Source organism: Mesorhizobium sp. M8A.F.Ca.ET.208.01.1.1 (genome assembly GCF_004791315.1).
Lineage (GTDB): Bacteria > Pseudomonadota > Alphaproteobacteria > Rhizobiales > Rhizobiaceae > Mesorhizobium.
In genome coordinates this window covers 18,470-45,165 of the sequence record NZ_SRUT01000015.1, presented here as the reverse complement: position 1 = coordinate 45,165, position 26,696 = coordinate 18,470, and the positions used below count along the sequence as shown (strand labels likewise).

26 protein-coding genes are annotated in these 26,696 nt (G+C 64.3%); 14 read left to right on the top strand and 12 right to left on the bottom strand.

Features of this window, described 5'->3' with window-relative positions:
• Positions 1-19: 19 nt before the first annotated feature.
• Both EN851_RS33015 and EN851_RS33010 read right to left on the bottom strand, forming a co-directional pair.
• Entirely contained in the window at positions 20-874 is an 855-nt protein-coding gene (locus EN851_RS33015; RefSeq protein ID WP_135930937.1) for an EAL domain-containing protein, read from the bottom strand.
• Positions 871-1,767 (bottom strand): EAL domain-containing protein, encoded by an 897-nt coding sequence (locus EN851_RS33010; RefSeq protein ID WP_127873459.1) that lies wholly within the window; start codon positions 1,765-1,767, stop codon positions 871-873. The genes EN851_RS33015 and EN851_RS33010 overlap by 4 nt, the downstream gene beginning before the upstream one ends.
• A 216-nt stretch (positions 1,768-1,983) precedes the next feature.
• Between EN851_RS33010 and EN851_RS33005 the strand changes: the two genes are divergently transcribed.
• Positions 1,984-3,186: a pyridoxal phosphate-dependent aminotransferase gene (locus tag EN851_RS33005; RefSeq protein WP_135930936.1), complete on the top strand. Its 1,203-nt coding sequence runs from the start codon at positions 1,984-1,986 to the stop codon at positions 3,184-3,186.
• Between the two features lie 75 nt (positions 3,187-3,261).
• Here the strand turns inward: EN851_RS33005 and EN851_RS33000 are convergent, their stop codons facing one another.
• Entirely contained in the window at positions 3,262-3,657 is a 396-nt protein-coding gene (locus tag EN851_RS33000) for a cupin domain-containing protein (RefSeq protein ID WP_127279112.1), read from the bottom strand.
• Positions 3,658-4,053: 396 nt separating this feature from the next.
• Here EN851_RS33000 and EN851_RS32995 point away from each other — a divergent pair, with 396 nt between their 5' ends.
• The gene (locus EN851_RS32995; RefSeq protein WP_135884103.1) at positions 4,054-6,105 is read left to right on the top strand and encodes an elongation factor G; all 2,052 of its coding nucleotides are present in this window, start codon (positions 4,054-4,056) and stop codon (positions 6,103-6,105) included.
• A 727-nt stretch (positions 6,106-6,832) separates the two neighbouring features.
• Positions 6,833-7,330, top strand: coding sequence for an isoprenylcysteine carboxylmethyltransferase family protein (locus tag EN851_RS32990; protein ID WP_135915225.1), 498 nt, complete (start codon positions 6,833-6,835; stop codon positions 7,328-7,330).
• 21 nt (positions 7,331-7,351) lie between these two features.
• On the opposite strand, the gene EN851_RS32985 is transcribed toward EN851_RS32990, so the two are convergent.
• Entirely contained in the window at positions 7,352-8,248 is an 897-nt protein-coding gene (locus tag EN851_RS32985) for a LysR family transcriptional regulator (RefSeq protein ID WP_127873461.1), read from the bottom strand.
• A gap of 91 nt (positions 8,249-8,339) precedes the next feature.
• Positions 8,340-9,314 (bottom strand): thioredoxin-disulfide reductase, encoded by a 975-nt coding sequence (trxB, locus tag EN851_RS32980; protein WP_135930935.1) that lies wholly within the window; start codon positions 9,312-9,314, stop codon positions 8,340-8,342.
• A gap of 262 nt (positions 9,315-9,576) precedes the next feature.
• Here trxB and EN851_RS32975 point away from each other — a divergent pair, with 262 nt between their 5' ends.
• Positions 9,577-10,056, top strand: coding sequence for an Lrp/AsnC family transcriptional regulator (locus tag EN851_RS32975; protein ID WP_127873463.1), 480 nt, complete (start codon positions 9,577-9,579; stop codon positions 10,054-10,056).
• Positions 10,057-10,302: 246 nt separating this feature from the next.
• Positions 10,303-11,097 (top strand): glycosyltransferase family 2 protein, encoded by a 795-nt coding sequence (locus EN851_RS32970; protein ID WP_127278287.1) that lies wholly within the window; start codon positions 10,303-10,305, stop codon positions 11,095-11,097.
• Here the strand turns inward: EN851_RS32970 and gmhB are convergent.
• From gmhB to EN851_RS32950, 4 genes are all read right to left on the bottom strand, one after another.
• Entirely contained in the window at positions 11,094-11,753 is a 660-nt protein-coding gene (gene gmhB / locus EN851_RS32965; protein WP_135884101.1) for a D-glycero-beta-D-manno-heptose 1,7-bisphosphate 7-phosphatase, read from the bottom strand. The genes EN851_RS32970 and gmhB overlap by 4 nt on opposite strands.
• Positions 11,746-12,318 (bottom strand): SIS domain-containing protein, encoded by a 573-nt coding sequence (locus EN851_RS32960; RefSeq protein ID WP_127278285.1) that lies wholly within the window; start codon positions 12,316-12,318, stop codon positions 11,746-11,748. Before EN851_RS32960 ends, gmhB begins: the two co-directional genes overlap by 8 nt.
• An 8-nt stretch (positions 12,319-12,326) precedes the next feature.
• Positions 12,327-13,820, bottom strand: a complete 1,494-nt coding sequence (gene rfaE1 / locus EN851_RS32955; protein WP_135930934.1) for a D-glycero-beta-D-manno-heptose-7-phosphate kinase — start codon at positions 13,818-13,820, stop codon at positions 12,327-12,329.
• Between the two features lie 135 nt (positions 13,821-13,955).
• Positions 13,956-14,588 carry a LysE family translocator gene (locus EN851_RS32950; RefSeq protein WP_127278283.1) on the bottom strand — a complete coding sequence of 211 codons (633 nt, stop codon included), beginning with the start codon at positions 14,586-14,588 and terminating at the stop codon, positions 13,956-13,958.
• Between the two features lie 449 nt (positions 14,589-15,037).
• On the opposite strand from EN851_RS32950, the gene rfaD reads away from it, so the two are divergent.
• The 3 genes from rfaD to waaC are packed head-to-tail and all read left to right on the top strand — an operon-like array spanning position 15,038 to position 17,945.
• Positions 15,038-15,988: an ADP-glyceromanno-heptose 6-epimerase gene (rfaD, locus tag EN851_RS32940; protein WP_127278282.1), complete on the top strand. Its 951-nt coding sequence runs from the start codon at positions 15,038-15,040 to the stop codon at positions 15,986-15,988.
• A complete protein-coding gene (waaF, locus tag EN851_RS32935; RefSeq protein WP_127278281.1) occupies positions 15,961-16,968 on the top strand; it encodes a lipopolysaccharide heptosyltransferase II in 1,008 nt (335 codons plus the stop codon). Before rfaD ends, waaF begins: the two co-directional genes overlap by 28 nt.
• On the top strand, positions 16,965-17,945 hold the full coding sequence (gene waaC, locus EN851_RS32930) for a lipopolysaccharide heptosyltransferase I (protein WP_135930933.1): 981 nt from the start codon (positions 16,965-16,967) through the stop codon (positions 17,943-17,945). Before waaF ends, waaC begins: the two co-directional genes overlap by 4 nt.
• A 264-nt stretch (positions 17,946-18,209) precedes the next feature.
• On the opposite strand, the gene greA is transcribed toward waaC, so the two are convergent.
• Positions 18,210-18,683 carry a transcription elongation factor GreA gene (greA, locus tag EN851_RS32920; RefSeq protein ID WP_023671981.1) on the bottom strand — a complete coding sequence of 158 codons (474 nt, stop codon included), beginning with the start codon at positions 18,681-18,683 and terminating at the stop codon, positions 18,210-18,212.
• A 267-nt stretch (positions 18,684-18,950) separates the two neighbouring features.
• Entirely contained in the window at positions 18,951-19,487 is a 537-nt protein-coding gene (locus EN851_RS32915; RefSeq protein ID WP_127873473.1) for a tetratricopeptide repeat protein, read from the bottom strand.
• A 142-nt stretch (positions 19,488-19,629) separates the two neighbouring features.
• Here EN851_RS32915 and EN851_RS32910 point away from each other — a divergent pair, with 142 nt between their 5' ends.
• The 4 genes from EN851_RS32910 (at position 19,630) to EN851_RS32895 (ending at position 23,210) form a co-directional block, all read left to right on the top strand.
• On the top strand, positions 19,630-20,055 hold the full coding sequence (locus EN851_RS32910) for a DUF3775 domain-containing protein (protein ID WP_135867506.1): 426 nt from the start codon (positions 19,630-19,632) through the stop codon (positions 20,053-20,055).
• 199 nt (positions 20,056-20,254) lie between these two features.
• The gene (locus EN851_RS32905) at positions 20,255-21,280 is read left to right on the top strand and encodes an extensin family protein (protein ID WP_245520867.1); all 1,026 of its coding nucleotides are present in this window, start codon (positions 20,255-20,257) and stop codon (positions 21,278-21,280) included.
• A gap of 113 nt (positions 21,281-21,393) precedes the next feature.
• Positions 21,394-22,200 (top strand): extensin family protein, encoded by an 807-nt coding sequence (locus tag EN851_RS32900; protein ID WP_135930932.1) that lies wholly within the window; start codon positions 21,394-21,396, stop codon positions 22,198-22,200.
• A 302-nt stretch (positions 22,201-22,502) separates the two neighbouring features.
• Positions 22,503-23,210, top strand: coding sequence for an LssY C-terminal domain-containing protein (locus EN851_RS32895; RefSeq protein WP_135930931.1), 708 nt, complete (start codon positions 22,503-22,505; stop codon positions 23,208-23,210).
• A 7-nt stretch (positions 23,211-23,217) separates the two neighbouring features.
• On the opposite strand, the gene EN851_RS32890 is transcribed toward EN851_RS32895, so the two are convergent.
• Positions 23,218-24,240 (bottom strand): NAD(P)-dependent alcohol dehydrogenase, encoded by a 1,023-nt coding sequence (locus tag EN851_RS32890; RefSeq protein ID WP_135930930.1) that lies wholly within the window; start codon positions 24,238-24,240, stop codon positions 23,218-23,220.
• Positions 24,241-24,364: 124 nt separating this feature from the next.
• On the opposite strand from EN851_RS32890, the gene EN851_RS32885 reads away from it, so the two are divergent.
• Positions 24,365-25,279, top strand: coding sequence for a LysR family transcriptional regulator (locus EN851_RS32885; RefSeq protein WP_135930929.1), 915 nt, complete (start codon positions 24,365-24,367; stop codon positions 25,277-25,279).
• Positions 25,280-25,359: 80 nt separating this feature from the next.
• Complete coding sequence (locus EN851_RS32880; protein WP_135930928.1) at positions 25,360-26,670, top strand: hemolysin family protein; 1,311 nt, start codon at positions 25,360-25,362, stop codon at positions 26,668-26,670.
• Positions 26,671-26,696: the final 26 nt, after the last annotated feature.

The following is a 26,696-nucleotide window of genomic DNA, read 5'->3' as shown; positions in this document are numbered from 1 at the left end:
ATTTGTTTTGGCGCGACCATCAGCGCCGCTTATGCAACGGCACGACCTTGTTGTCGAAGCCCAGCAGCCCATCGACCGCAAGCGGCTCTTCGTTGAAAATGGTGCCGGCAAGCGCCGGACGCCCGAGAAGAAAACCCTGCAGCAAATCGACCCCACCTTCGAGCGCGACGCGCAGGTGGGTGGGCTGCTCGATTCCCTCGACCAGCACCTTGGCGCCACGGTCGTGCAGGCTGGACACCAGCGGGCGGAAGAAGCGTTCCGCGGCGGCGTGGCGGCAGAATTCCGCGAACCAGCCGCCATCGATCTTGACGATGTCGGGCTGAAGCAGGCTCACCCGCTCCTCGGTCGAATGGCCGGTCCCGAAATCATCGATGGCGATGCGGATGCCGTCGCGCCGCATTTCACGCACCAGCCTGGCCAGCAGCGCATCGTCCGCCGCCTGTTCGGTGATTTCACAGACCAGCATGGCGGGCGCCAGGCCGAGTTCGTCGAGATGCCGGCTCATCAGCCGGATCTCGGCCAGCGCCCGGCCAGCATGGTCGTTGACCAGTGGATTGTAGTTGAAGAACAGGTCGAGCCTATCGACGCCGATATTGTGGAAATTCCTGAGATGCAGCATCCGGCACATGGTTTCGACGAACAGGCGGTCCGAGGCCGCGACGCTGTCGAAGAACATCCGCGGCGACCCCGGGCGGCCGGCCCGGTGCGGCTCGATCAGGCCTTCCACGGCCACCGGGTGCAAGCTGCCGCCGTGCGGGGCGTAGATCGGCTGGTAGGCGCTGCGCAGGCGGAAGTCGCCATGGATGCCATATTCGATGCCGATCTCATCGACGAAGATCGCATCGCCAATGGTGCGCCGGCGCTCGACACTCATGGCACGATCCTGCGCCCGAAAGCCTTTGCCCGCCGCCCCGTGCGCGGCGCAACCGCGGCGGGAGCGGTCGTATGGCTTGCGGCGGGGACAGGTTCGGGACTGCTCATCGCGAAAACACGGAAACTTGTCGGCGCGAGTTCTGGACGGGCCAGCACGTAGCCCTGGACCATCGAGGCGCCCGATCGCTCGGCCAGCTCCAGTTGCCAGCCTTCCTCGATGCCCTCGAACACGGTGCGGATGCCCTGGTCCTCGAAGCTCCTGACCATGGATGTCAGCAGCGCGAAACCAGCGCCCGATTCCATCAGTTGCGTGATCCAGTGCGCATCGAACTTGACGATGTCGGGGCGCAACTCCTTGACGCGGGTGATGTCGGAATCGTCGGCGCCATAGTCGTCGACGGCGATCCGGAAGCCGTTGGCTCTGAGCGCGGTGACGAAGCTGTGCAGGGTCTCCTGCGATGCCGATCTCTGCTCCGTCACCTCGCACACGACGCGGCCCGGATCGATACCGGCTTCGTGCAGGACCAGCCTCATGTCACGCAAGGCGTTGTCGACGATCGATCGCTCGGTGAACACCGAGGGATCGAAATTCACGAAGATCGATGCCTCCTGCGGCAGGCAGGCGCCGGCATTGAGCAGATGCAGTGTCCTGGTCAGCGCTTCGACATGCAGGCGGTCGGCCGCCGGACATGTCGAGAAGAAGGTCATCGGCGATTGCGGCTCGCCGTCGCGAAACGGGCGGATCAGCCCTTCGAACGCGGCGACCGACAGCTTGCCCTCGCTGAAGGCAAAGATCGGCTGGAAGGCGCTTTGCAGCGTATAAATGCCCCAGACACCGCTCGAGGTGCCGTCATCATGACGGATGATATGGGCAAGTCCGATGCTGCGTGACAAGGGTTCCTCGCTCCGCGACCTGGCGGAATTGAACCGCGATCCTGCCATGCAAGCCTCTACCGCCCGTTAATGAACTTTCTTTTGCCGATCACGCCTCATTGACCGCGCCACGCCACCTGGCCCAGCCGACAAGGCTTGCGCTGGGGGGAATGATGCGACATGAGAAGCGCCGCGGCCGCTCCTGGCCGCGCCTATCCTTTGGAGAGACAGAAGGTCATGGCCTTTCTTGCCGACACCCTTTCCCGCGTTAAGCCTTCCGCCACCATCGCGGTGACGCAGAAAGCCCGCGAGCTGAAAAATGCCGGCCGGGATATCATTGGCCTTGGCGCCGGCGAGCCCGATTTCGATACGCCCGACAACATCAAGAATGCGGCGATCGAAGCCATTCGCCGTGGCGAGACCAAGTATCCGCCGGTTTCGGGCATCGTGCCGCTGCGCGAGGCGATCGCGAAAAAGTTCAAGCGCGAGAACAATCTCGACTACAAGCCCGAGCAGACCATCGTCGGCACCGGCGGCAAGCAGATCCTGTTCAACGCCTTCATGGCGACACTGAACCCCGGCGACGAGGTCATCATCCCCCGCCCCTACTGGGTCAGCTATCCCGAAATGGTGGCGATCTGCGGCGGCAGTTCGGTGTTTGCCGACACTTCGATCGACAACGGCTTCAAGCTGACCCCGGCGGTGCTGGAAAAGGCGATCACGCCGAAGACCAAATGGCTCTTGATGAACTCGCCGTCCAACCCGTCGGGCGCGGCCTATACCCACGCCGAACTGCGCGCGCTGGCCGATGTCCTCCTGAAGCATCCGCATGTCTGGACGCTGACCGACGACATGTACGAGCACCTGACCTATGGCGACTTCGTCTTCAAGACCATCGCCGAGGTCGAGCCGAAGCTCTACGACCGCACCCTGACCATGAACGGCGTCTCGAAAGCCTATGCCATGACCGGCTGGCGCATCGGCTACGCGGCCGGTCCGGTTCAGCTGATCAAGGCGATGGACATGATCCAGGGTCAGCAGACGTCGGGCGCCTGCACCATCGCGCAATGGGCTTCGGTCGAGGCGTTGAACGGCCCTCAGGACTTCATCGCCAAGAACAAGGCGATCTTTCAAGGCAGGCGCGACCTCGTCGTCTCGATGCTCAACCAGGCGCGCGGCATCACCTGCCCGTCGCCGGAAGGCGCCTTCTATGTCTATCCGTCCTGCGCCCAGCTGATTGGCAGGAAGACCAAGGCCGGCAAGGTGATCGACACCGACGAGACCTTCTGCTCGGAACTGCTCGAGGCCGAGGGCGTCGCGGTGGTGTTCGGCTCGGCCTTCGGCCTCGGCCCCAACTTCCGCATCTCCTACGCCACCTCGGAGACGCTGCTGGAGGAAGCCTGCACCCGCATCCAGCGCTTCACGGCATCCCTGACCTGATCTGGTAAGTCCAAAACAAAACCCGGCGTCAACGCTCAGGCGTTACCGCCGGGTTCGTCAATCCAGGCTCAGCACTCAGCCGCCATATTGCGCCGGCGTCACTGCTTCCAGCCAGTCGGCATGGATGCCGTCGAGCGCCTCCTGCATGGCGATATGCGTCATCGCCGATTTCGGCGCCGCGCCATGCCAATGCTTCTCGCCGGGCGCGAAGGAGATGACGTCACCGGCCCTGATCTCCCGGATTGGCCCGTCCCATGTCTGGGCCAGGCCGGCGCCCGCGGTGACATAAAGCGTCTGCCCAAGCGGATGCGTGTGCCAGTGGGTGCGCGCGCCGGGTTCGAAACTGACCAGCGTGGCCCTGAGCCGCGCCGGCGCCTCGGTCTCGATGATCGGCGTCTGCAGAACCCGGCCGGTGAAGTATTTGTCGGGCGCTATGATGGTCGGCACGCTGCCGCAAGCAATTATTTTCATCGTCTGTTCCTGGAACTGGTCGGAGCTGGCGAGGCGCCGGCCCCTTGAAGTCAAATGCATTCTCGGCCCGGATTGGCCCGGACGCAACCGGCCGGGTCGCCCGCTCGGCCTGATTTTTCTTGACTACGAACCTTGCCCGCATGGGACGGCCGCGCTGTTTGCCGGGCGCTCGGTCGAACCGCTCGCGCTCAGCGCCTGAGCCGGCCAGCCGCGCCGGCTTCCTATTTTTCTTGCCCTGCCGGCAAACAAGTGGGACGATGCATCAGGGCAGGTGGACATGAAAAGAACCCCGCCCGCGACGGTCGAACAGGCCGGCCGCCGCTCAGGACCGATTGACCACGCCTGAACCATGCATGCCAGTCGGTCCTACGGGAAACGCCTGAGTGGAGGTCAGCCATGGGTACTCGCGCCGGAGGACGACGCACGGGACCGAAATGCATTGCCATAGTCGGTCCCTTCGCAAGCGGTAAGACGACACTTCTCGAAGCCATATTGGCCCGTACGGGCGCCATCCCCCGCCAGAATCCGGTTTCATCGGGCAACACCGTTTCAGATCATTCGCTCGAGGCCCGCGCCCACGCCATGAGCGTCGAGGCGTCGATCGCCACCACAGAATTCATGGGCGAGCAATTCACCTTCGTCGACTGCCCCGGGTCGATCGAATTCTCCTTCGAGGCCGAACCGGTACTGGCGGCCTGCGATGTCGCGGTGGTCGTGGCCGAGGCCGACGAAAAAAAGATTCCAGCCCTGCAGCTCATCATGCGCAAGCTTGACGATCTCGGCGTGCCACGCATCCTGTTCCTCAACAAGGTCGACAAGGCGATCGCGGGCGTGCGCGACACGCTGAAGATGCTGCAGCCGACAAGCGCGGCGCCGCTGCTTCTGCGCCAGATTCCGCTGCGCAAGGACGGCGTCGTCATCGGCTCGATCGATCTGGCGCTGGAGCGCGCCTACATCTACCGCGAGTACGCCGAGAGCGAGGTGGCCGAGATACCCGGCGACGACAAGGCGCGCGAACTGGAGGCGCGCTTCTCCATGCTGGAGACGCTGGCCGACCATGACGACCAGCTGATGGAGCAGTTGCTCGAGGAGATCGAGCCGCCCAGGGACGCGATCTTCGACGATCTCGCCGCCGATCTGCGCGACGGCGCGGTGACACCGGTGCTGATCGGCACCGCCGAGAAAGGCAATGGCGTGCTGCGCCTGTTGAAGACGATCCGCCACGACGCGCCCGACATCGAGGCGACCCGCAAGCGGCTCGGTGCCCCGGACGGCAACGCGACGGTGGTCCAGGTGATGAAGACCATCCACACGCCGCATGGCGGCAAGCTGTCGGTGTCGCGCATTCTGTCGGGCCAGGTCGCCGACGGCTTGGAACTGTGGCTGCCCGGCGGCGACACCGCCAAGGTTTCCGGCATCTACAGGATGCTGGGCAAGGACCAGGTCAAGCTGACCGCCGCCAGAACCGGCGACACCGTGGCGCTCGGCAAGCTGGACGCGGTCAAGACGGGCCAGACGCTCAGCTCCGCCAAGGGAGGCATCAAACAGCTCTTCGATGTCGAGCCGCCGCAGCCGGTCTTCGCCTTCGCGCTGCGCCCCAAGGAGCGCAAGGACGAGGTCAAGATGTCGGCGGCCATCCAGCGCCTGGCCGAGGAAGACCCCTCGCTCAGCCTGCGCCACAACCAGGACTCGGCCGAGACCGTGCTGTCGGGTCACGGAGAGATGCATCTGCGCGTGGTGCGCGAGCGGCTGGAGGGCAAGAACCAGATACCGGTCGAAGGCCATGCGCCGGCGGTGCCCTATCGCGAGACGATCCGCAAACCGGTGCAGCAGCGCGGCCGTCACAAGAAACAGTCGGGCGGCCACGGCCAGTTCGGCGATGTGGTGATCGAGATCAAGCCGCTGCCGCGCGGCTCCGGCTTCCAGTTCACCGACACCATCACCGGCGGCGTCGTGCCCAAGACCTACATCCAGTCGGTCGAGACAGGCATACGCGACTATCTGAAGACCGGCCCGCTCGGCTTCCCCGTGGTTGACGTCGCGGTCAACCTGTCGGACGGCTCCTACCATGCGGTCGATTCCTCCGACATGGCGTTCCAGATGGCGGCAAAGCTCGCCATGAAGGAAGGCATGGCCGCCTGCTCGCCGGTGCTTCTGGAGCCGGTGATGAAGATCGAGATCGTCACGCCGTCGGACGCGACATCGAAGATCATCGCGCTGATCCCGCAGCGGCGCGGCCAGATCCTCGGCTATGACGCGCGGCCCGATTGGCCCGGATGGGATGTCGTCGAGGCGACCATGCCGCAGGCCGAGATCGGTGATCTGATCATCGAGCTGCGGTCGGCCACTTCAGGCGTTGCCAGCTACCGCGCCGCCTTCGACCATATGGCCGAGCTGACTGGCCGTCTCGCCGACGAGGCGATGAACGCCAACGGCAAGGCCGCCTGATTTCACTCGTTTCATGAGAAGCCCCCTCGAAGGATCGAGGGGGGCAAAAACCAAAAACGGCGCCCGGGGGGCCGGACGCCGTTTTGTTGTGCGGACCGTTTTCTTGGGAGGAGAAACGGCAGGTCCGCCGCATGTAGGTCGCCGAACTTCGGCGGAAAAGGTTCGGACGCGGTAGCCGCCTGAGCCCGGGCCGTACGAGTGATGCCCCCATCTCCCGTCCGAACCACACCGCGTCCTAGCATCTACATAGCAGCGGAAGGCATCGTTGTCATGTTACCAGAGGTTACATGACACTGTTACGTGGCAATTCTGATGAAATTTTCGCTCGTCCCGCCCGGGTCCGGGCAACAAAAAAGCCGGATCAACGAAGATCCGGCTGAGTTTGATTGGAAGTGCCTGTTAAGGCTAACCTCCAGAGGGGAACACTCGAGGGCGCTAATGGGAGGAGAACGCGCCCAGGAGATGATCTATATATGTGCTCATCATGCCCAAGAAACAAGCATCTATTTTGCAACACACGCATGCAAAAAGGCACAGGCTGTGGTCCAACCCATTTAGGGAGCCAATAGGACCAGCAGAATCGTGAAAATGAAGCGTACTTTCGGGTCATTGTCGTCTCGAAAACGCCAATCCCAACCGATTTTGTTCCAAAATGCCGAAAAACACTGATGATGTGGAATGAGGCACCGGCGGTTCAATTCCAAGGCAGTCAAGCGGAGATCAACCAATGCGTAGGTTTTCGGCGATTGCCGGCAGCGGCATTTTCCTGATTGCTGCCCCCGGCGTGGTCGCCGGGCTGATTCCCTGGCTGCTCAGCGAGCGCTGGAGCCTGCCATGGTCGCCCCTGCCCGGCCTTGTCGTCGCCGGCGGCGTCCTCATTGTCGCCGCGGCCGCCGTGCTGCTACATGCCTTCGCCCGCTTCGCACTGGAGGGGCTGGGCACGCCGGCCCCCGTCGCACCAACCGAAAGACTGGTGATCGGCGGCATCTACCGCCATGTCCGCAATCCCATGTATGTCGCCGTGCTGTCGATCATTATCGGCCAGGCGCTGTTGTTCTCGAGCTGGTCGATCGCCACCTACGCGGCGATCGCGGCGGCTGCCATGGTGACCTTCGTCAAGCTCTATGAGGAGCCGACGCTCGCCGGCCGCTATGGCGCCGAATACAAAGCCTACCGCCACAACGTACCGGGGTGGCTGCCGCGGATTACGCCCTGGAAAGGATAGGCTCGCGGAGCTGACCCTGGATCAGAAGGACCAGCTTCTGGCCTTGGCGATGATGAAGTCGCGGAACACGTGCAGCTTGGCCTGGTTCTTCATCGCGTCGGGATAGGCGAAATAGGTGTCGAAGGACGGCACCTCGGTTTCCGGCAAAAGCTGCACCAGGCCGGAATCCTTGCTGATCACATAGTCCGGCAGCATGGCGATGCCGGCGCCGCCCTGCACGGCGCGCTTGATCGACAGGATGTCGTTGATCTGCAGTGTCGGCACGCGCCGGCCGCTCTCGAAATCACCGACCGTCTCCAGCCAGTTCAACTCCGACAGATGCGACGGCACAGGCAGGCCGAAGGTGACGATGCGATGGCTTCTCAACTCTGCGATCGAGCCCGGCTTGCCGTATTTGGCGACATAGGACGGTGCCGCGTAGAGATGGAAATGCACGGTGAACAGGCGGCGCTGGATCAGGTCCGGCTGTTGCGGCTGGCGCAGCCGGATGGCGCAATCGGCCTGGCGCATGGTGAGGTCGAGTTCCTCGTTGGCGAGGATCAGTTGCAGGCTGATTTCGGGGTAGAGTTCGATGAACTCCTGCACCCGCTCGGTCAGCCAGCCGGCGCCGAGGCCGACGGTCGTCGTCACCCTGAGCACACCGGACGGGCGGTCCTTGGTCTCGGTCAGCCGCGACTTGATGGTTTCCAGCTTCATCAGCACGTCATGCGCCGTGCGGAACAGCATCTCGCCCTGTTCGGTCAGCACAAGGCCGCGTGCATGACGATTGAACAGCGGCACGCCGACATCATGTTCGAGCGCGCTCACCTGTCTCGATATCGCCGATTGCGACAGATGCAGCGTCTCGGCCGCATGCGTAAACGACCCCGCTTCCGCCGCAGCGTGAAACACGCGTAGCTTGTCCCAGTCCAACGCCATGATTTCCCCTCGTTCCGGTTGGCGTTTGAATGAAAAATCAGGCTTTTACACGGCGCTTCTAAGCCGTTCTTTTAACAGTTTTGCGAGCCGCTTATTCCGCTGCCTCGCGATGCACCTCGATGCCGGCCAGATACTTTTCCGCTTCGAGCGCGGCCATGCAGCCGAGCCCCGCCGCCGTCACTGCCTGACGGTAGATATCGTCGGTCACGTCGCCGGCCGCGAACACGCCAGGCACGTCGGTGCGCGTCGAATCCGGCGCTGTCCACAGATAGCCGTTCGGCTTCTGCTTCAGCTTGCCGGCGAACAGCTCGACCGCGGGCGCATGGCCGATGGCCACGAAGATGCCGTCGACCTTGAGGTGGCTCTCGGCACCGGTCACGGCATGCCTGAGCTTCAGCCCCTCCACCGAAGGCGGCAGCGGTGCCTTGCCGGGGCGGCCGGTGATCTCGTCGACGATCGTGTCCCAGATGACGCGGACATTGTCCTTCTTCAACAGCCGCTCGCGCAGGATGCGCTCGGCACGGAAGTCCGAGCGCCTGTGAATGACGGTGACGCTCTTGGCGAGGTTGGACAGATAGAGCGCCTCTTCCACCGCCGAATTGCCGCCGCCGACCACCGCGACATCCTTGCCGCGATAGAAGAAGCCGTCGCAGGTGGCGCAGGCCGAAACGCCGAAGCCCATGAAGTCCTGCTCGGTGGGAATGCCCAGCCACTTGGCTTGTGCGCCGGTGGCGATGATCAACGCGTCGGCCGTGTAGGTCGTGCCGGAATCGCCCTTGGCGCGGAACGGCCGCACATTGAGGTCGACCTCGGTGATGATGTCGTTGATGATGTCAGTGCCGACATGCTCGGCCTGCTTGAGCATCTGCTCCATCAGCCACGGCCCCTGGATCGGGTCGGCGAAGCCGGGATAGTTTTCGACGTCCGTGGTGATCATCAGCTGACCGCCCTGCTGCAGGCCGGCGACGAGCATCGGCTTCAGCATGGCGCGCGCGGCATAGACCGCCGCCGTATAGCCGGCCGGACCGGAACCGATGATGAGAACGGGCGCATGCTTGGTGGTCATTTGGAGCCTCTGCGGGGCGGACACGAGTGTGCCTTGGAAAAAGACGTGGAATGTCGCGCTTAATGTAAGGGCTGCCAGCCACGCCAGCAAGACGAGCCGACCGTCGTCCCCGGAAAGCTTCGGCCCGTGTGGATATTCGCGCGATCAGCGCTTTTCGTTACCTGTCCAAAATCGCGTCGACGAGGGCTGGCTTCGACACAAAAGTCGTTTAATTACAAAATCGCGAAAGATTCTTGCGCCACACTGATCATCGAGAACCCTGATGCCCCTCAAGGCCGATCTTGACGCCATCGACTGGAAGATCCTGCGCGAGCTTCAGTCGGACGGGCGCATGACCAATGTCGAGCTCTCGAACCGCGTCGGCATTTCGGCCCCGCCCTGCCTGCGCCGGGTCAAGCGGCTGGAGGAAGCCGGTATCATCCGTGGCTATCGCGCACTGCTCAACGCCCCGGCGCTCGGCCTCGATGTCGTCGCCTTTTGCCTGGTCGGGCTGCATCACCAGGCCGATGCCGAACTGCGCATCTTCGCCGACCGCACGCGCGGCTGGCCGATCGTGCGCGATGCCTGGATGGTGTCGGGCGAGTCCGATTTCCTGCTGCATTGCGTGGCAAGCGACCTCGGCAGCTTCCAGACCTTCGTCATCGAGGAACTGACCTCGACGCCGAACGTCGACACGGTGCGCACCGCGCTCACCATTCGTCGCGTCAAGGATGAGGGTTTGGTGTCGTTCGAGCGACCCTGAGGCCAGGCGACGCCCGCGCGATAGGCGAATTCCTGACCTTCGCCACACCGGCGCCGCGTTGGTATTCGAAAGACGTTGATATACAAGGCTGAACGGCTCTGCCGGACTTCACTGCTTGACTGGGCGCTTGACTGGTTTCTCAAGCCATTCCAGAAAAAATGTGTAACGGTTTTCCGCCCGGAATTGCTTGAGAACAGATGGCGCGAGCAACGTGAAATCCGGGAGAACCCGCATGAGAAGGGGACCATGACCCGTTTTGCAAGCCCGGTCTCGGCGCTCATCATCTGCGTGAACGAGGCCGATATGATCGGCCCGTGCCTGGAAAGCATCGATTTCTGCGCCGAGATCATCATCGTCGATTCCGGCTCGACGGACGGCACCGTCGAATGCGTGAAAAGCTATATCGCCAAGGGCTATCCGATAACGCTGCTGCACAATGACTGGCCGGGGTTCCCCCGCCAGCGGCAATTCGCGCTCGACCATGCCAACCAGCCCTGGTGCCTTTCGATCGACCCGGACGAGCGCGTCGACGGCCGGCTGCGGCAGTCGATCGTGGCCATCACCCAGGCGGCCGGCGGCAAGGCCAGCGGATGGTACATGCGCCGCCGCGACTGGCTGAAGGGCTACGGCTATGCCCATCGCTGGGTCCTGCACAACAGGCTGCTCAGGCTTTTCCGCAGGGAAGGCGCCACCATGGATCTCACCGCGCGGGTGCATGAATCCGTTCGCGTGCCGGGCGAGACCGACACGATCGAGGACGGTGTCTTGCTGCATCGCCGTGAAATATCGGTCGAGGAGGATCTTGCCCGGGCCAACGCCTATTCCAGCCTCAAGGCGGTCACGCTGGTCGAGAAAGGCAAGAAGCCCGGCCTGGTGCGGCTGGTGCTGTCGCCGTTCGGCAACTTCCTGAAATTCTACCTGGCCAAGCGCTACTTCCTGTGCGGCCGCCACGGCTTCGTCTACTCGATGTCGGTGATGATCTATTCCTTCGCCACCGAGGCCAAGCTCTACGAAGCCTCGCAGCGCGACGATAAGGCCTAGGCCGGCAGGCCGCGGTCCCGACCGAGCGTCTCCACGGCCGCGAGCAGGCCGCCGAGATCGCGGTCGTCATGCAAGCGCCTGATGGCGAAGCCAGGCTGAAGTGCCCCCTCACCGTCGACCAGCCAGCCCTGCGCCAGGCCCGCGCGTTGGCCCGCCTGCATGTCGGCCAGCTTGTCGCCGACCATCAGGGAGCGCTGGAGATCGAGATCAAGGCGCCTGCCCGCCTCGATCAGCATGCCCGGATTGGGCTTGCGCATCGGATGATCGGCAACAGCGAGATGCCCGACGCCAGCCTCGTGATAGGCGCAGGCCAGCACCATGTCGACGAACACACCCTGCCCGTTCAGCAACTCGACCACGCGGGCGTTCACCTTGGCGAAAACGTCCCAGCCGAAATAGCCGCGCGCGATGCCGGACTGGTTGGTGACGACGATCACCGGTATCCCCCTCAGGTTGGCGGCGGCGATCGCCGGCAGCATCCGTGGCCTAAGCTCGATCTCGGCCGGATCGCTGGGATAGTCGGTGTCGACATTGATGGTGCCGTCGCGGTCGAGGAACAGCGCCGGCGAGCGTACCGGGAAAACCCGGCCGCCGATCCGCTCCACCCAGAGCCCCGGTTCGGTCAGCGGGTGCGGCGTCCCGATCCCGTCAGCCATTCGACAGGCGCGCTTCGACCACCTCGCACAGATAGTGATAGAGGCACAAATGGCCTTGCTGGATGATCGGCGTCGAGGTCGAAGGTACGTTGAGCAGGATGTCGGTGAGCGGCTTCAGCTTGCCACCGGTGTCGCCGGTCAGGCTGATCACCGTCATGTCCATCATGCGCGCCTGTTCGGCGGCGGCAAGGATGCTCGGCGAATTGCCGCTGGTCGAGATCGCCAGAAGCACGCCGCCTGCGGCCCCATGCGCTTCGACCTGGCGTGAAAACACCGTGTCGAAGCCGTAATCATTGCCCCAGGCGGTCAGCATCCCGGCATTGGCCGGCAGCGCAATCACATTGTAGGCCTTGCGCTCCTTCAGGAAGCGGCCGACCAGTTCGGTGGCGATATGGATGGCGTCGCTGGCCGAGCCGCCATTGCCGCAGACCAGCAAGGCCTTTCCGGAGGAAAGCGCCGACACGACGGCACTCGCCGCACGCTCCATCTCGCTGGTCAGATCTCGCTCGACCGTGGCAGTGATGGCGGCCGCCGAGCGGACCAGATAGTCGTTCAATTCGGACATGAGATCCCTCAGTTGGTGGCGCCGCCGGCGCGCAGTTTGCCGATCGTGCCGGTGGTGCTCTTGCCGGCGACGAGGTCGACCAGCACGACGCGGCCGCCCGCCTTCTGCACCACATCGGCGCCGACCACGGCGTCGATCGTGTAGTCGGCGCCCTTGACCAGTATGTCGGGCAGAAGCGCTTCGATCAGCGCCAGCGGCGTATCCTCCTCGAACACCACCACGGCATCGACGGAAGCGAGCGCGGCGAGCACGCAGGCGCGGTCATGCTGGTCGTTGACCGGGCGGCCCGGCCCTTTCAGCCGGCGCACGGAAGCATCGCTGTTGAGGCCGAGCACCAGCCGGTCGCACTGGCTGCGCGCCGCGTGCAGCAGGCTGACATGGCCGGCATGCAGGATGTCGAAGCAGCCATTGGTGAAGCCGACGCTCAGCCCCTCCGCCTTCCATGCCGTCACCATGCGCGCGGCCGAGGCGGCGTCCAGGATAGCGTCCTTGTGGGCGGTCGGACCATGCGAGCGGAACAGGGCGCCGGTGAGTTCCTCGACGCTCAGCCGCGCGGTGCCGCGCTTGCCGACCACGACGCCGCCGGCGGCGTTTGCGATGGAGGCCGCGGCGACAGGATCGGCGCCGGCTGCAAGCGCCAGCGCGAAGGTCGCGATCACCGTATCGCCGGCGCCCGAGACGTCGAACACCTCGCGCGCCTGGGTGGCGATGTGGCGCGCCTCCTCGGGGCCGACCACGCTCATGCCCTTTTCGCTGCGCGTGGCGACGACGAAGTCGAAGCCGTGCGCCGAAATCAGTTCCCGCGCCGCCGCCACGATCTCGTCATCGGCGAACACCGCATGGCCGACGGCCTCGCCGAGCTCCTTGCGGTTGGGGGTGACGGCGGTCGCGCCGGCATAGCGCGCATAGTCGCGGCCCTTCGGGTCGACAAGCACCGGCTTGCCCGCCTCCCGGCAGATGGCGATCAGTTCGGCGGCGACGCCGTCCAGCAAGATGCCCTTGCCGTAATCGGACAGGATGACGATGTCCGCCTGTTGCAGCGCGTCCCGGAAACGGCGGATCAGCTCAGCCCGTTCCGCCTCGCCGAGCGGCCTGATCTCTTCTTCGTCGAAGCGCAGCACCTGCTGGTTGAGCGCGCTGAAGCGGCTCTTCGACGAGGTCATGCGGCCGCGCTGCTGTGAAAGGCCAGCTGTCTCTGCGCCAAGCTCGCCCAGGATCCGCGCCAGGCTGTCGCCGGCGGGATCAGTGCCGATCACCGAGACCGGAATGGCGCGCGCGCCAAGCGAGACGATGTTGGCCACGACATTGCCGGCGCCACCCATGGCCGAGCTTTCGCCGCGCCCGTGCAGCACCGGGATCGGCGCTTCCGGCGAAATCCGCTCGATGACGCCATTGACGAAGCGGTCGAGGATGAAGTCGCCGACCACCAGCACGGCGATGTCGCCGAAGCGCGCGATGGCGCGGTGCAGGGGCTCGGGAGAAGGCGGATTGTGCTTGATCATGTCATCTGCCACGCGCGGGAAACGCCGATCTCAGATAGGTCGAAACACCAGATTTGCGAGGCCGGTCGGTCATGCCTGCCGATATACCGCAATTCGGCGCAGCGCAACGCCGGGGCGGAGGCAAACTCGGACCGGTCAGGTTTTCTGCAGGGCGACGTGGACGCCGAGCCCGACCAGCACCGCACCGCCGGCCCGCTGCATCAGCCGCTGCGCCCGGCTCGAACGGCGCAGCCGGCCGATCACCAGGCCGGCCAGGAACACGCACACGACATCGGCCGAGGAGAACATCAGGTTGACGATGGTGCCCAGCACGACGAATTGCAGCCACACCGGCAAGGCCGCGGAGGCATCGATGAACTGCGGCAGAAACGCCATGAAGAATATCGCGGTCTTGGGATTGAGCACCTCGACGGCGATGCTCTCGAAGAACGCTCGGCAAGCCGATTTGCGCTCGATCGCCGGCAGCGCCACGTCGCCCTCCACGCGCTTGCGAAACAGCGAGATGCCGAGCCAGATCAGGTACAGCGCGCCGACCAGCTTGACCGCCATGTAGAGCGGCGGAACGGCATGGAACAGCACCGACAGGCCGGCGGCGGCGGCAAAGACATGCACATAGCCGCCGAGGTGAATGCCGAGTGCCGCCGTCAGCCCCGACCAGCGTCCGCGCGCCATGGTCTGCGCGGCGGCGTAGAGCATGGCCGGACCCGGAATATAGGCGAAGATCGCCGTGGTGGCGAAAAACGCGATCAGCAGTTCGGTCGACGGCATTTTTTGTTCCTTTGTCGTTGGGTCTATGACAGGCAGCGCTTACTAACTTCAGCCCTTCGTCTCCGTTTTGGCGATACCACAAATGTTGGGTGTCTTCGAATTCGACCTATGACCTTTTTCTGGCGTTGGCGCTGCCCCTCACCTGCCTGCCGGCATCCTCTCCCCGTATAGAGACGGGGAGAGGGACGCTGTCATCGATGGTTTCGCCAATTTTCAACGTTGCAAGAGAAGGCGGCGAGGTTGCGTCCAGTTTCTTCTCCCCGTCACTATACGGGGAGAAGATGCCGGCAGGCGGATGAGGGGCGGCGCTGCCCTGACGTGATTGTCAGCAAGAAGCCTATGGCGACTCGCTAGACAGCAGCTTTGGGCCTAATCACGGATCCTGCTTTGTCGACAGCCCGGCCAGCCTCCCTTATAAGGACCGGAATCGCACGCAACCAGAGGCCTTCATGATCATCGTCACGGGCGGCGCCGGCATGATCGGCTCCAACATCGTCGCCGCGCTCAATGCGGAAGGTCATGACGACATCCTGGTCGTCGACGACCTGACCGACGGCCACAAGATCGCCAACTTGGCCGATCTCAGCATTGCCGACTATCTCGACAAGGACGACTTCCTGGCCCGCATGGAAGCCGGCTCGCTCGGCCGCATCGAGGCAGTCTTTCATCAGGGGGCTTGCTCGACCACCACCGAATGGAACGGCAAGTTCATGATGGACGTGAACTACGCCTATTCGAAACAGCTGCTGCATGCCTGCCAGGCGCTGCGCGTGCCCTTTCTCTACGCCTCCTCGGCTTCGGTCTATGGCGGCGGATCCGAATTTCGTGAGGAGCCGGCGTTTGAACGGCCACTCAACGTCTATGCCTATTCCAAGAAACTCTTCGACGACTATGTCAGGCGCACCGTGTTCGACAGCGATCATTCGCAGGTCGCGGGGCTGCGCTACTTCAATGTCTATGGCCCGCGCGAGGCGCATAAGGGCGCCATGGCCTCCGTCGCCTTCCATCTGTTCAACCAGGTCGAGCGCGGCGAAAATCCGAAGCTGTTCGGCGCCCATGACGGCTTCGGACCGGGCGAGCAAAGCCGCGATTTCATCCATGTCGGCGATGTCGCCGACGTCAATCTGTGGCTATGGAAGCGTGGCGCGAGCGGCATCTTCAACTGCGGCACCGGCCGCGCCCAGCCGTTCCGCGCCATCGCCGAAACGGTCATCGACACGCTGGGCAAGGGCGAGATCGAGTTCATAGAATTCCCCGACCATCTCAAGGGCAGCTACCAGAGTTTCACCCAGGCTGATATGTCCCGCTTGCGCGCGGCCGGCTATAACGGGCAATTCCGCACAGTAGAAACCGGCGTCAGAGACTATGTCGAATGGCTGAAAGCCCAACGATCCTCGTGATCGGCCCACGCTGGGTGGGCGATATGGTGATGGCGCAGTGCCTGTTCTCGGCGCTGAAGGAGCTCCATCCCAACGCCGCGATCGATGTGCTGGCGCCCGCCTGGGCGGCACCTCTGGTCAAGCGCATGCCGGAGATCCGCCAGCAGATCGACTTTCCGCTGAAGCCCGGCACGCTCGAATTCAGCCATCGCCGCCGCTTCGGCCGCCTGCTGCGCGGCCGCTACGACTTGGCCTATGTGCTGCCAGGCAGCTGGAAGTCGGCGCTGATCCCGTTCTTTGCCCGCATTCCGCGCCGTTTCGGCAATCTGCGCGAAATGCGCTATGGCCTTTTGACCGACATCGTACCATTGTCCGACGCCGTGAAACGGCGCACCGCGCAGGCCTATTTCGGCCTCGCCCAGGGCGGCAGTTTCCGCGCACCCCGGCTGACCGTGGACGCGAAAAACCAGGCCGCCCTGCTCGACCGCTTCGGTCTGGCGCCGCAAAAATTCGTGGCCCTGATGCCCGGTGCCGAGTTCGGCCCGGCCAAGCGCTGGCCAAGCGAAAGCTATGCCGGCCTTGCCCGCGAATTCATGGGCAAGGGACTGAAGGTCGCCCTGTTCGGCTCGAAGAACGACCGCGACGTGACGGCCGAAATCGCCGCATTGGCCCCCGGCGTCGTCGACCTCGCCGGCCAGACGCGGCTGGAGGACGCCATCGACCTGATCGCGGCCGCCCGGCTCGCGGTCTCCAACGACAGCGGGCTCATGCATGTCGCGGCCGCCGTCGGCACGCCGATCGTTGCCGTCTACGGCTCGACCTCGCCTGAAAATACGCCGCCACTGGCGGAACGGCGCGAACTGGTCTGGCTCGGCCTGTCCTGCTCGCCTTGCCACCAGAAAATCTGTCCGCTCGGCCACCTCAACTGCCTCAAGACATTGGAAGTCGGGCGGGTCGCCGCGGCGGCGGACCGGCTGCTGGAAGTTCCGGCCGCGGCATGAAGGTGCTGATCGTCAAGACATCGTCGATGGGCGATGTCATCCACACCTTTCCGGCACTCGAGGATGCCTGCCGCGCGCGGCCCGATATCGCTTTCGACTGGTGCGTGGAGGAGGCGTTTGCCGGCATCGTCGCGCTGCATCCGGCGATCGGCACCATCCACACGGTGGCGATAAGGCGCTGGCGAAAGAGCCTCTTCGACACGAACACCTGGCGCCAGGCGGCGGCCCTGCGCCGTGCCTTGCGCGCCTGCCGATATGATCTCGTCGTCGATGCGCAAGGCCTGCTGAAATCGGCCCTGGTGGCACGCCAGGCGCGTGCGCCGATCGCCGGCTTCGACCGGTCGAGCGCGCGCGAACCCTCGGCGACGCTGTTCTACGACGTCCCCTACGCCGTGCCGCGCGACCTGCACGCCATCGAGCGGACAAGGCGGCTGTTCGGGTTGGCGCTCGGCTACCGGCCCGACCTTTCGACGCTCGACTCCGGCATCGTCGCACCGATGGGCACGATCGCCGGCATCGACGGAAAAGCGGCCTTCCTGCTGCACGGCACCAGCCGCGAGGACAAGAAATGGCCTGCCGAGGACTGGATCGGAACCGCCCGCCTGCTGGTCGAGTGCGGCATGACGCCGGTCACCACCTGGTCGAACGAACGGGAGAAGGCCGTGGCCGAAGCGATCGCCAAGGCCGTGCCATCCACGGTCGTGCTGCCCAAATCGCCGCTGGCCGACATCGCAGCCATTCTCGGCCGCTCGACGCTCGTCATCGGCGCCGATACGGGATTGACCCACCTCGCCAGCGCCTTCGGCCTGCCGACGGTGGCGGTATTTTTGGCAACTGAACCGGGTTTGACCGGGCCGCGTGGGCAATATGCATCGACGCTGCTGGCCGCACCGGGGGACCATGTGATGCCTGAACAGGTAGTCGCGGAGGCGGAACGACTTTTAGAGCTTACCCGGACAACCGCCGGAAAAGGCTGACTTTCGACCGAACGATTGGAAAGGTCAGCGCTGCCCCTCATCCGCCTGCCGGCATCTTCTCCCCGTATAGTGACGGGGAGAAGGGGCTGATTGCACCCTCGCCGCCTTTTTTTCTGCGGCGCCGGCGATTGGCGAAACCATCAGCGAGGGCGTCTTTCTCCCCGTCACTATACGGGGAGAAATGCCCGGCAGGGCAATGAGGGGCGGCGCAAACCTTCGCGCGAATAGCGCCTGTCAGCGCGGAGCCGCACCCAGCCGACGCCCTCAGATAAACTGCACCTGGACGATTTCGTACCCGCGTGCGCCACCAGGCGCGTTGACCTCGATGGCGTCGCCGACTTCCTTGCCGATCAGCGCGCGCGCGATGGGCGAAGAGATCGAGATGCGGCCGGACTTCACGTCGGCTTCCTGGTCGCCGACGATCTGGTAGGTCTTCTTCTCCTCGGTGTCCTCGTCGACCAGCACCACGGTGGCGCCGAACTTGACCTTGTCGCCGCTGAGCTTGGTGACGTCGATCACCTCGGCGCGCGCGATATAATCCTCGAGCTCGTTGACGCGGCCCTCATTGAGGCTCTGCGCCTCTTTCGCGGCATGGTATTCGGCATTTTCGGACAGGTCGCCATGCGAGCGCGCCTCGGAGATCGCCTCGATGATGCGCGGCCGCTCTTCCTGCTGGCGCCAACGCAGTTCTTCCTTCAATGACGCGAACCCCTCGCCTGTCATCGGGACCTTGTTCATAGTGCCTGACCTTTCCTGCCGCCGCCCCCGCGTTTCGGGGGAAGCCTTGTCGTTGGGTACAAAAAGAAAACGGTCCGGCAGCCTCGGGCTAACGGAACCGTTTCACCGCAATTTCCCTGAATATAGCAATCTTTGCGGGCTTTTCACGCTCAAAAATCGGTTTTGCAAAAATCATCCCTTCTTTTGTCAGCGAAGGTGGCTGTGGAATGGAGCGAACAAAAACGGCCGCGATCGCTCGCGGCCGCTTCGAGAAACCATGGTGCCCGATCAGCTCCTCATGAAATGTTCGATCTGCTCGGACAGCATGCCGTATTCGCGCGAACCCTTGCCGGTGCGCTTTTCGATCTCCGTCAGCTGCTGCTGGGCGCCGGCCAGGTCACCGATCTGCAGATGCGCCTCGCCGAGATATTCGCGCACCAGCGTGTAATTCGGGTCGATGCGCAGCGCTTCCTCGTAGTAGCCGAGGCCGACGGTAACGCGGCCGGAATGGCGGTGCGAATAGCCGAGATAGTTGAGGATGCGCGGATCCTGCTTGTTGGCGGCCAGAACGAGAACCGAGATCGCCTCGTCGTAGCGGCCGGCCATCGCCAGTGCATGGCCCGCATCATAGATACTGTCGTCGTCCAGCATGCCTTCCTTGGGCGGCACGCATTTCTGCTTCTTCTTATCCCAGACCTCGCCCTTTTTGCATTGGGTGACAGTCTGGTCGCTGCCACCGCTGCTGCCGGCGGCAAACGCCGGAACGGCGAGGAACTGCAGAGCGACAAGCGCGCTCGCCGCCTGGATAAGCACTCTTTTATGCATGGAAACCTCCTGAGGCTGTGACAATGCCACACTAACGCCGAGCAGTCCGCGTTTCATCCCGGAAAAAAGCCCGCCTGGAGAACATGAGGTGACGGATGCCGCAAATCCGGTATCATCCGGCAAACGACTGACGGAGAGGCCCGTGCAGCGGCGGCGTGAAAAGACCTGGGATCTGACGATCGGACCCGACACCGTGCGGCTGTTCATTCTCAAGGCCAAGGCGCTGAGCGCGGCCGTCAACGAGGACTATGCCGACGGCGCCGAACACGAGGTCGAGTTCGACGGCGACAGGCATGACAACCATCACCACGACGGCCTTGCCGAGGAAAGCTCGGAAAACCTCACCGAGGAAGAGCTGCGCGAGCTGATCAACGACCTCAATATCGACGAGGCGGCCGAGCTGATCGCGCTGGCCTGGGTCGGCCGCGGCGACTACGACGCCTCGGAATGGGCCGAAGCGGTGGCGGCGGCGCGGGAGCGCGCCAACAAACGCACGGCGAAATACCTGCTCGGCATGCCGCTGCTCGCCGACTTGCTGGAAGAGGGGCTGGAAGCGATCGGCGCGTAACGCGGAGGTAACCGATTGTGATCGGGTCGAAGCGCCTGTCCAGGCAACTTCAGCCGACCGGCGCCGTTTCCGAGCGATGGCAACGCTGAGCTTTTCCCGATTCTGCACTCTGGCGCTGCTTTTGGCGGCGGCGGTTCTGCTGGTGACGCCGGCCGACGCCAGACATCGTCACAGACACCACGGGCCGCTAAGCCCGCGCGTGGATCAGCCGCTGACGCAGCGGGCCGACCAGCCGCTGCGGCCAAGAGGCAAGCGACAGTCGAGAGCGCGGGTCAGGCAGCATATCGCGCCAAAACCCGCACCGCAAAAAACGCAGGATGCCCAGCCGTCCGCCGATGTTCCGGTGCCCGAGCCACGTCCGGCGGACGCCCCAAAGGTAGACGCTCCAAAGACGCAGGATCGGAACACCGAAGGTCCGAAGAGCGGCGGAGCGCCCGATCTGCTCAAGGACGAAAAGTCCCATCGGAAAAGCCAGACACCGCCCGAACCACCGGCCGAAACGGAAAGCGAGCCGGAGCCGCCAGCCGTGGTGCCAACACCGACGCCTAAGCCAGACACCACGACGCCCGAGCCTCAGCCGCCGGCCGTCGCCCCCCAGCCGACGCCAAAACCGGCGGATGCGGGCGACGAGGAGAAGATGCTGCCCGATCCGCGCTCGGCCGATCTCCCCGCCGACAAGATGCCGGCTGAGGAAGTCGCCTGCCGCGAGCGCCTGAAGACGCTCGGCGTCGAATTCGAGGACCACAAAGCCGAGAGCAATCCCGAAATCGGCTGCTCGATCCCCTACCCGATCGTGCTGAAGTCGCTCGGCAAGTCGATCGCGATTGCCCCCGGCACCGAACTCAACTGCCAGATGGCGGAGGCGGCAGTGCGTTTTGCCGCCGACGTCATCCAGCCGGCGGCGAAGGCCGAATTCGGCGCGGACCTGAAATCGATCAGCCAGGCATCCGCCTTCGTCTGCCGGCCGCGCCACGGCACGCGCAAACTGTCGGAACATGCTTTCGGCAACGCGCTCGACATCGCCAGCTTTACGCTGTCCGACGGCAAGACGATCGAGGTCGGCCCGACACCGCCGGAAAAGGACGGCAAATTCCTCGACGCCGTGCGCAAGGCCGCCTGCGGCCCATTCAAGACCGTGCTCGGCCCCGGCGCCGACGCCGACCACGCGCTGCACTTCCATCTCGATCTCGAACCGCGCCGGCATGGCGGCACGTTCTGCCAATAAATGCGGCTGTTACAGGCTCGCTGCCGCATTTCAGCCGCAGGCGTGAACGCAGGCGCTGAGTTTTCCTTTACCCTTGATCGTTAAAATGCCGGATATCCAACAGGATTCCGCCAATGGCCGGCACATTTCGCGCCGTTTTCCGCGCCGCCGCGCGGCAACTGAAACCTGCATCGCTGCTGGCCGCCGGTCTGGGGATGGCCGCGGTTTCGGCCTGCAACACCGGCAGCGTGCTGTCGTTGCAGCCCGCCGTCGATGTCGGCTCGCAGACCGCGGCCGTGCCGCAATATACGGGCATGCAGAGGTTTGTCCCGTCCAATCCCTACATGACGCAGGCCGCCTATCCACGCATGGATGAACCGATGTCGCCGGTGGAGCAGATGCCGGCCAGCGAAACCGATTGCCGCCAGCAGCTGAAGCGCCTCGATGTCGCCTACACCGACCTGGCGCCGATCCACGAAGGCCAGTGCGGCATCGACTATCCGGTCAAGGTCACCGCAATCGGCGGCATCCAGATGAAACCCGCCGCGACGCTGACCTGCGACATGGCCGCCACCTTCGCCGCCTGGACGAAGAACGAACTCGTTCCCTCCGCCCGCTGGCGCTATTTCTCCGGCGTCAGGACCATCCACCAGGGCTCGAGCTATTCCTGCCGCAACATTGCCGGTGAGGGCGTGCTGTCCGAGCACGGCAAGGGCAACGCGCTCGACGTCATGAGCATCGAACTCAACAATGGCGATGACATCGACGTGCGCAAGCCCGGCCTGTTCGCCTTCCGCACCCGGGGCTTCCTCAACAATGTGCGCGCCGACGGTTGCCAGTATTTCACCACCGTGCTCGGCCCCGGCTACAATTACGACCACCGCAACCATTTCCACTTCGACATCAAGAACCGCAAGAGCGGTTATCGCGCCTGCCGGTAGAGCACCGCAATCAAGGACGATGGAATTTAGCCGGAGCCGGTACTTCGTCATCCTAGGGTGGAGCAGTCGCGAAGCGACGTCGCGGAGACCCTAGGATCCATGCCGTGACCCCTGAGCAGGTGCGACGTGAGATGCTATCAGAAGAACGTGTGTCCACTCTCAGGCAGTTCCGCTCATTCTGAACCGCTGTATTCTTCGGCCGTTGTCGTGGCATGGATCCTAGGGTCTGCGCTGCGTCGCTTCGCTCCTTGCTCCGCCCTAGGATGACGAAGGCATGGTGGCAGCAACGAGACAGTGAGTAGATGATCCACGGAAGCCTTCGACGACGCGTAACGATCTGGCTGGTGGCAGGTCTGGCCGCCTATGTGGCGCTCGCCTATGTCGCCGCGCCGGAATTCTGGACATTGCGCGATCGCGGCTTTCGCAACCAGCGCTTCGAAATGGTCACCCACACGCCGCAAGGCATTCCCGGCGATCCCATCAATGTCGGCCTGGTCGGTACGGAGAAGGAGTTGGTGCACGCTTTCGCCGTCGCCGGCTGGGACACCGCCGACGCCGTCACCTTGAGGACCGCCATCGATATCGGCGAGAGTGTCCTGTTTTCCCGCCCCTATCCCGATGCCCCGGTGAGCCGCCTGCTGTTCGAGGGCCGCGCCCAGGAACTCGCTTTCGAAAAGCCGGTCGGCGACAGTGCCGACCGGCGCCACCGCATCCGTTTTTGGCGGACGGATACGGTCGGCGACGATGGCAGGCCGCTCTGGCTGGGCGCCGCCAGCTTCGATCGCGGTGTCGGCTTGAGCCACGACACGGGCGCCATCACCCATCATATCGGTCCCGACATCGATGCCGAACGCGACTTTGTGATCGGCGATCTCAATGCCGCCGGCCTGTTGTCCTCGACCAGCGACCTGGCGGGCATCGGCGCCACCAAAACCGGCCGCAACGGTGGCGGCGACCCCTATTTCACCGATGGCAGGGCGATCGTCGGCGTGCTGAAGCAGTTGCGGTGATCACAGGTCAGGCCGTGGCGATGACGATCTTGCCGAACGGCCCCTTCTCCAGATGCTCGAAGGCCCGCGGCACCTCGTCGAAACCAAAGACCTTGTCGATGACCGGCTTGATCGCCAGCGCCTCGATCGCCTCGTTCATCCGTTCGAAGGCGCGGCGATGGCCGATCGAAATGCCTTGCACGACAATACGGTTGCGCAGGAAGGGCACGATGGGAAAGCTGAGTTCCATGCTGCCCAGCAGGCCGATGATCGACAGCCGCCCATCGGCGGCCAACGCGTCGAGCGATCGCCGCGCATTGTCGCCGCCGACCATTTCGAGGATATGGTTGACGCCGGCGCCACCCGTCAACTCACGCGCCACCTCGTCCCATGCCGGTTTGGCGCGATAGTTGATCACCTGCCAGGCGCCGAGCGTCTTTGCCCGCTCGAGCTTGCCGTCGCTGCTTGACGTGACGATGGCGCGCAGGCCGAAGGCGTGGGCGAATTGCAGCGCAAACAGGGAGACACCGCCGGTGCCCTGGATCAGGACGGTCTGGCCGGGCACCGGTCGTGTCGCCTCGGCCATGGCGAACCAGGCTGTCAGCGCCGCGATCGGCAGCGTCGAGGCCTCCGCATCGTTGAGCGACGGCGGCGCCAGCACGGCGGCGTCCTCATGCAGGAGCAGATAGTCGCTCAACGTGCCGGGCAGCGACGATCCCAGCGTGTGCTGGTGCAGCACCGGCGGCGCATCGCCATCCGGCCAGTCGGCGATCACCTGCCCCAGCACGCGCTGGCCGGTCCGGAAACGGCTGACACCGCCGCCGACCGCCACCACTTCGCCAACGGCATCGGAGGTCGGCACGAATGGAAAGGCAAGGTCGGGGATCAGCACGCCATCGACGATCATCCTGTCCTTGTAGTTCAGCGATATGGCCTTGATCCGCACCAGCAGTTCATGCGGCCCGGGCTCGGGAACCCTCCCTTCGGCCAATTCCAGCCTGGGCAGGCCGAAGCCGGTCATCCGCCAGGATCTGTTGATGTCGCTCTTCATTGCGTCTGCTCCCGATTGCATGGCTGGCGGGATATCTACGCCGTTTCACTGTGGAAAAAAGCGCTTCCATGATCCATAATCGGAAACGAGTTGGTGATCAGATTTCTACAATGGGAATAGATCGATGGAATCCGCGGATCTGCAAGGCATCGTCGCCTTTGTTCAAACGATCGAGGCCGGAAGCTTCACCGGCGCCGGCGAGCGGCTGCGCGTGACGAAATCGGCGGTCGGCAAATCGGTCGCGCAACTGGAACAGCGGCTTGGCATCCGCTTGCTCAACCGCACCACGCGCAGCCTCAGCCCGACCAGCGAAGGCCTGTGCTATTATGAAGCCTGCGTCAGGGCGCTGTCCGAGATCGAAGCCGCCCAGGCGCTGCTGGCCTCGCGCCGGCAGGTGCCCTCGGGCTGCCTTCGGGTCGACCTGCCCTCGGCCTTCGGCCACCGCTGCGTGGCGCCTGTGCTGTTCGACATTTCCAGGCGATTTCCCGATCTGGCCATGGAGATTTCCTTCAACGACCGCCGCGTCGACCTCATCGAGGAAGGCATCGACCTCGCGGTCCGCATGGGCGACCTCGACGACAGCCTGTCGCTCGCCGCACGCCGGCTCTATACCCAGCGCTCGGCCATATGCGCCGCCCCCGCCTATCTCGACAGAAACGGCAGGCCACGGACGATCGAGGACCTCGCTGGCCATGACCTGATCGGCTACACCCGCAACGGCGTCGCCCACGCCTGGAGCATCAGGCAAGCCGATGGCCATGTCGCGAAATTCACGCCGCGGGCAAGGCTGGTGCTCGACAATGGCGAGCCGATGCTGGGCGCGGTCCTTGCCGGCTGCGGCATCACCTTCCTGCCGACCTGGCTGGTGGCGGACAGCCTCAGGAGCGGCGCGCTGGAAATGGTGCTGGTGGACACGCTGGTCGAAAACATTTCCGTCCATGCCATCTGGCCGGTGACACGAGCCTTGACGCCCAAGGTGCGGGTCGTCGTCGACGCGCTGGTCGCGCATTTCTCGTCGCCACCCTGGGATGCCGCCTGATCGGCCCGTATCGCCGTCATCTTTTTAAAATGGTCGCCGACTATTTTCGAAAGCCGTGCGGCAATGCTATTGACCCCCTCATGTTATACGTTGAAATCGCCACCGTGGTCGTCCTCATCTGCGTGAACGGCCTTCTGTCGATGTCCGAACTCGCCATCGTCTCGTCGCGGCCGGCTCGCCTGAAGGCGATGATCGACCGCAACGTCAAGGGTGCCGGCCGCGCTCTGGCACTTGGCTCCAATCCGGGCAAATTCCTGTCCTCCGTGCAGATCGGCATCACGCTGGTCGGCGTGCTCTCGGGCGCCTTTTCCGGTGCCACGCTCGGCCAGAGGCTGGCGCAATATCTGGCCTCGACAGGCATCCGCGAGACCATCGCCGACCCGCTCGGCGTCGGCATCGTCGTGGCCATCATCACCTACGCCTCGCTGATCATCGGCGAACTCGTGCCCAAGCAGATCGCGCTGCGCGATCCCGAGCGCGTTGCCGTGAGAGCCGCGCCGGCGATGACCATCCTCGCCACCATCTCGGCGCCTCTGGTCTTCCTGCTCGATATTTCGGGCCGTGCCGTGCTCTGGCTGCTCGGCCAGCGCGGCGAAAGCGAGGAAAAGGTCACCGACGAGGAGATCAAGATGCTGGTCGCCGAGGCCGAGCATCACGGCACCATCGAATCCGACGAGCGGCGCATGATCGCCGGCGTCATGCGGCTCGGCGACCGCGCCGTGCGCGCCGTCATGTCGCCGCGCACCGATGTCGACTGGATCAACCTGCAGTCCGATGAAACCACGATCCGCAAGCTGCTGATGGACACCCAGCATTCGCGCCTGCCCGCCGGCGACGGCGGGGTGGACGCGATGATCGGCGTCATCCAGACGCGCGACGTGCTGGCAGCACTGCTCGGCGGCCGCGCGCTCGACCCGCGCAAATACGTGCGCGCGGCACCCATCGTGCACGACCAGGCCGACGCCCTTGACGTGCTGCAGAAGCTGAAGGAGAGCGACGTGCCGATGGCGCTTGTGCATGACGAATACGGCCATTTCGAAGGCATCGTCACGCCCGCCGACATTCTGGAAGCCATCACCGGCGTCTTCCGCTCGGACCTCGAGGCCGGCGAGGAAGAAAGCGCGGTCCAGCGCGACGACGGCTCATGGCTGCTCGCCGGTTACATGCAGGCAGACGAGATGGCCGAGGTGCTGGGCATCGACCTGCCGGAGAACCGCGATTACGAAACCGTCGCCGGCTATGTGCTGTCGCACATGCACCATCTGCCGGCGACCGGCGAGTGCGTCGATGCGCAAGGCTGGCGCTTCGAGGTGGTCGACCTCGACGGCCGCCGCATCGACAAGCTGATCGCCACCCGCCTGGCCAGCGGCCACCGCGAAGTGGTGCGCTGACCGTTCAAATGTCCAAGCGCCGGTGG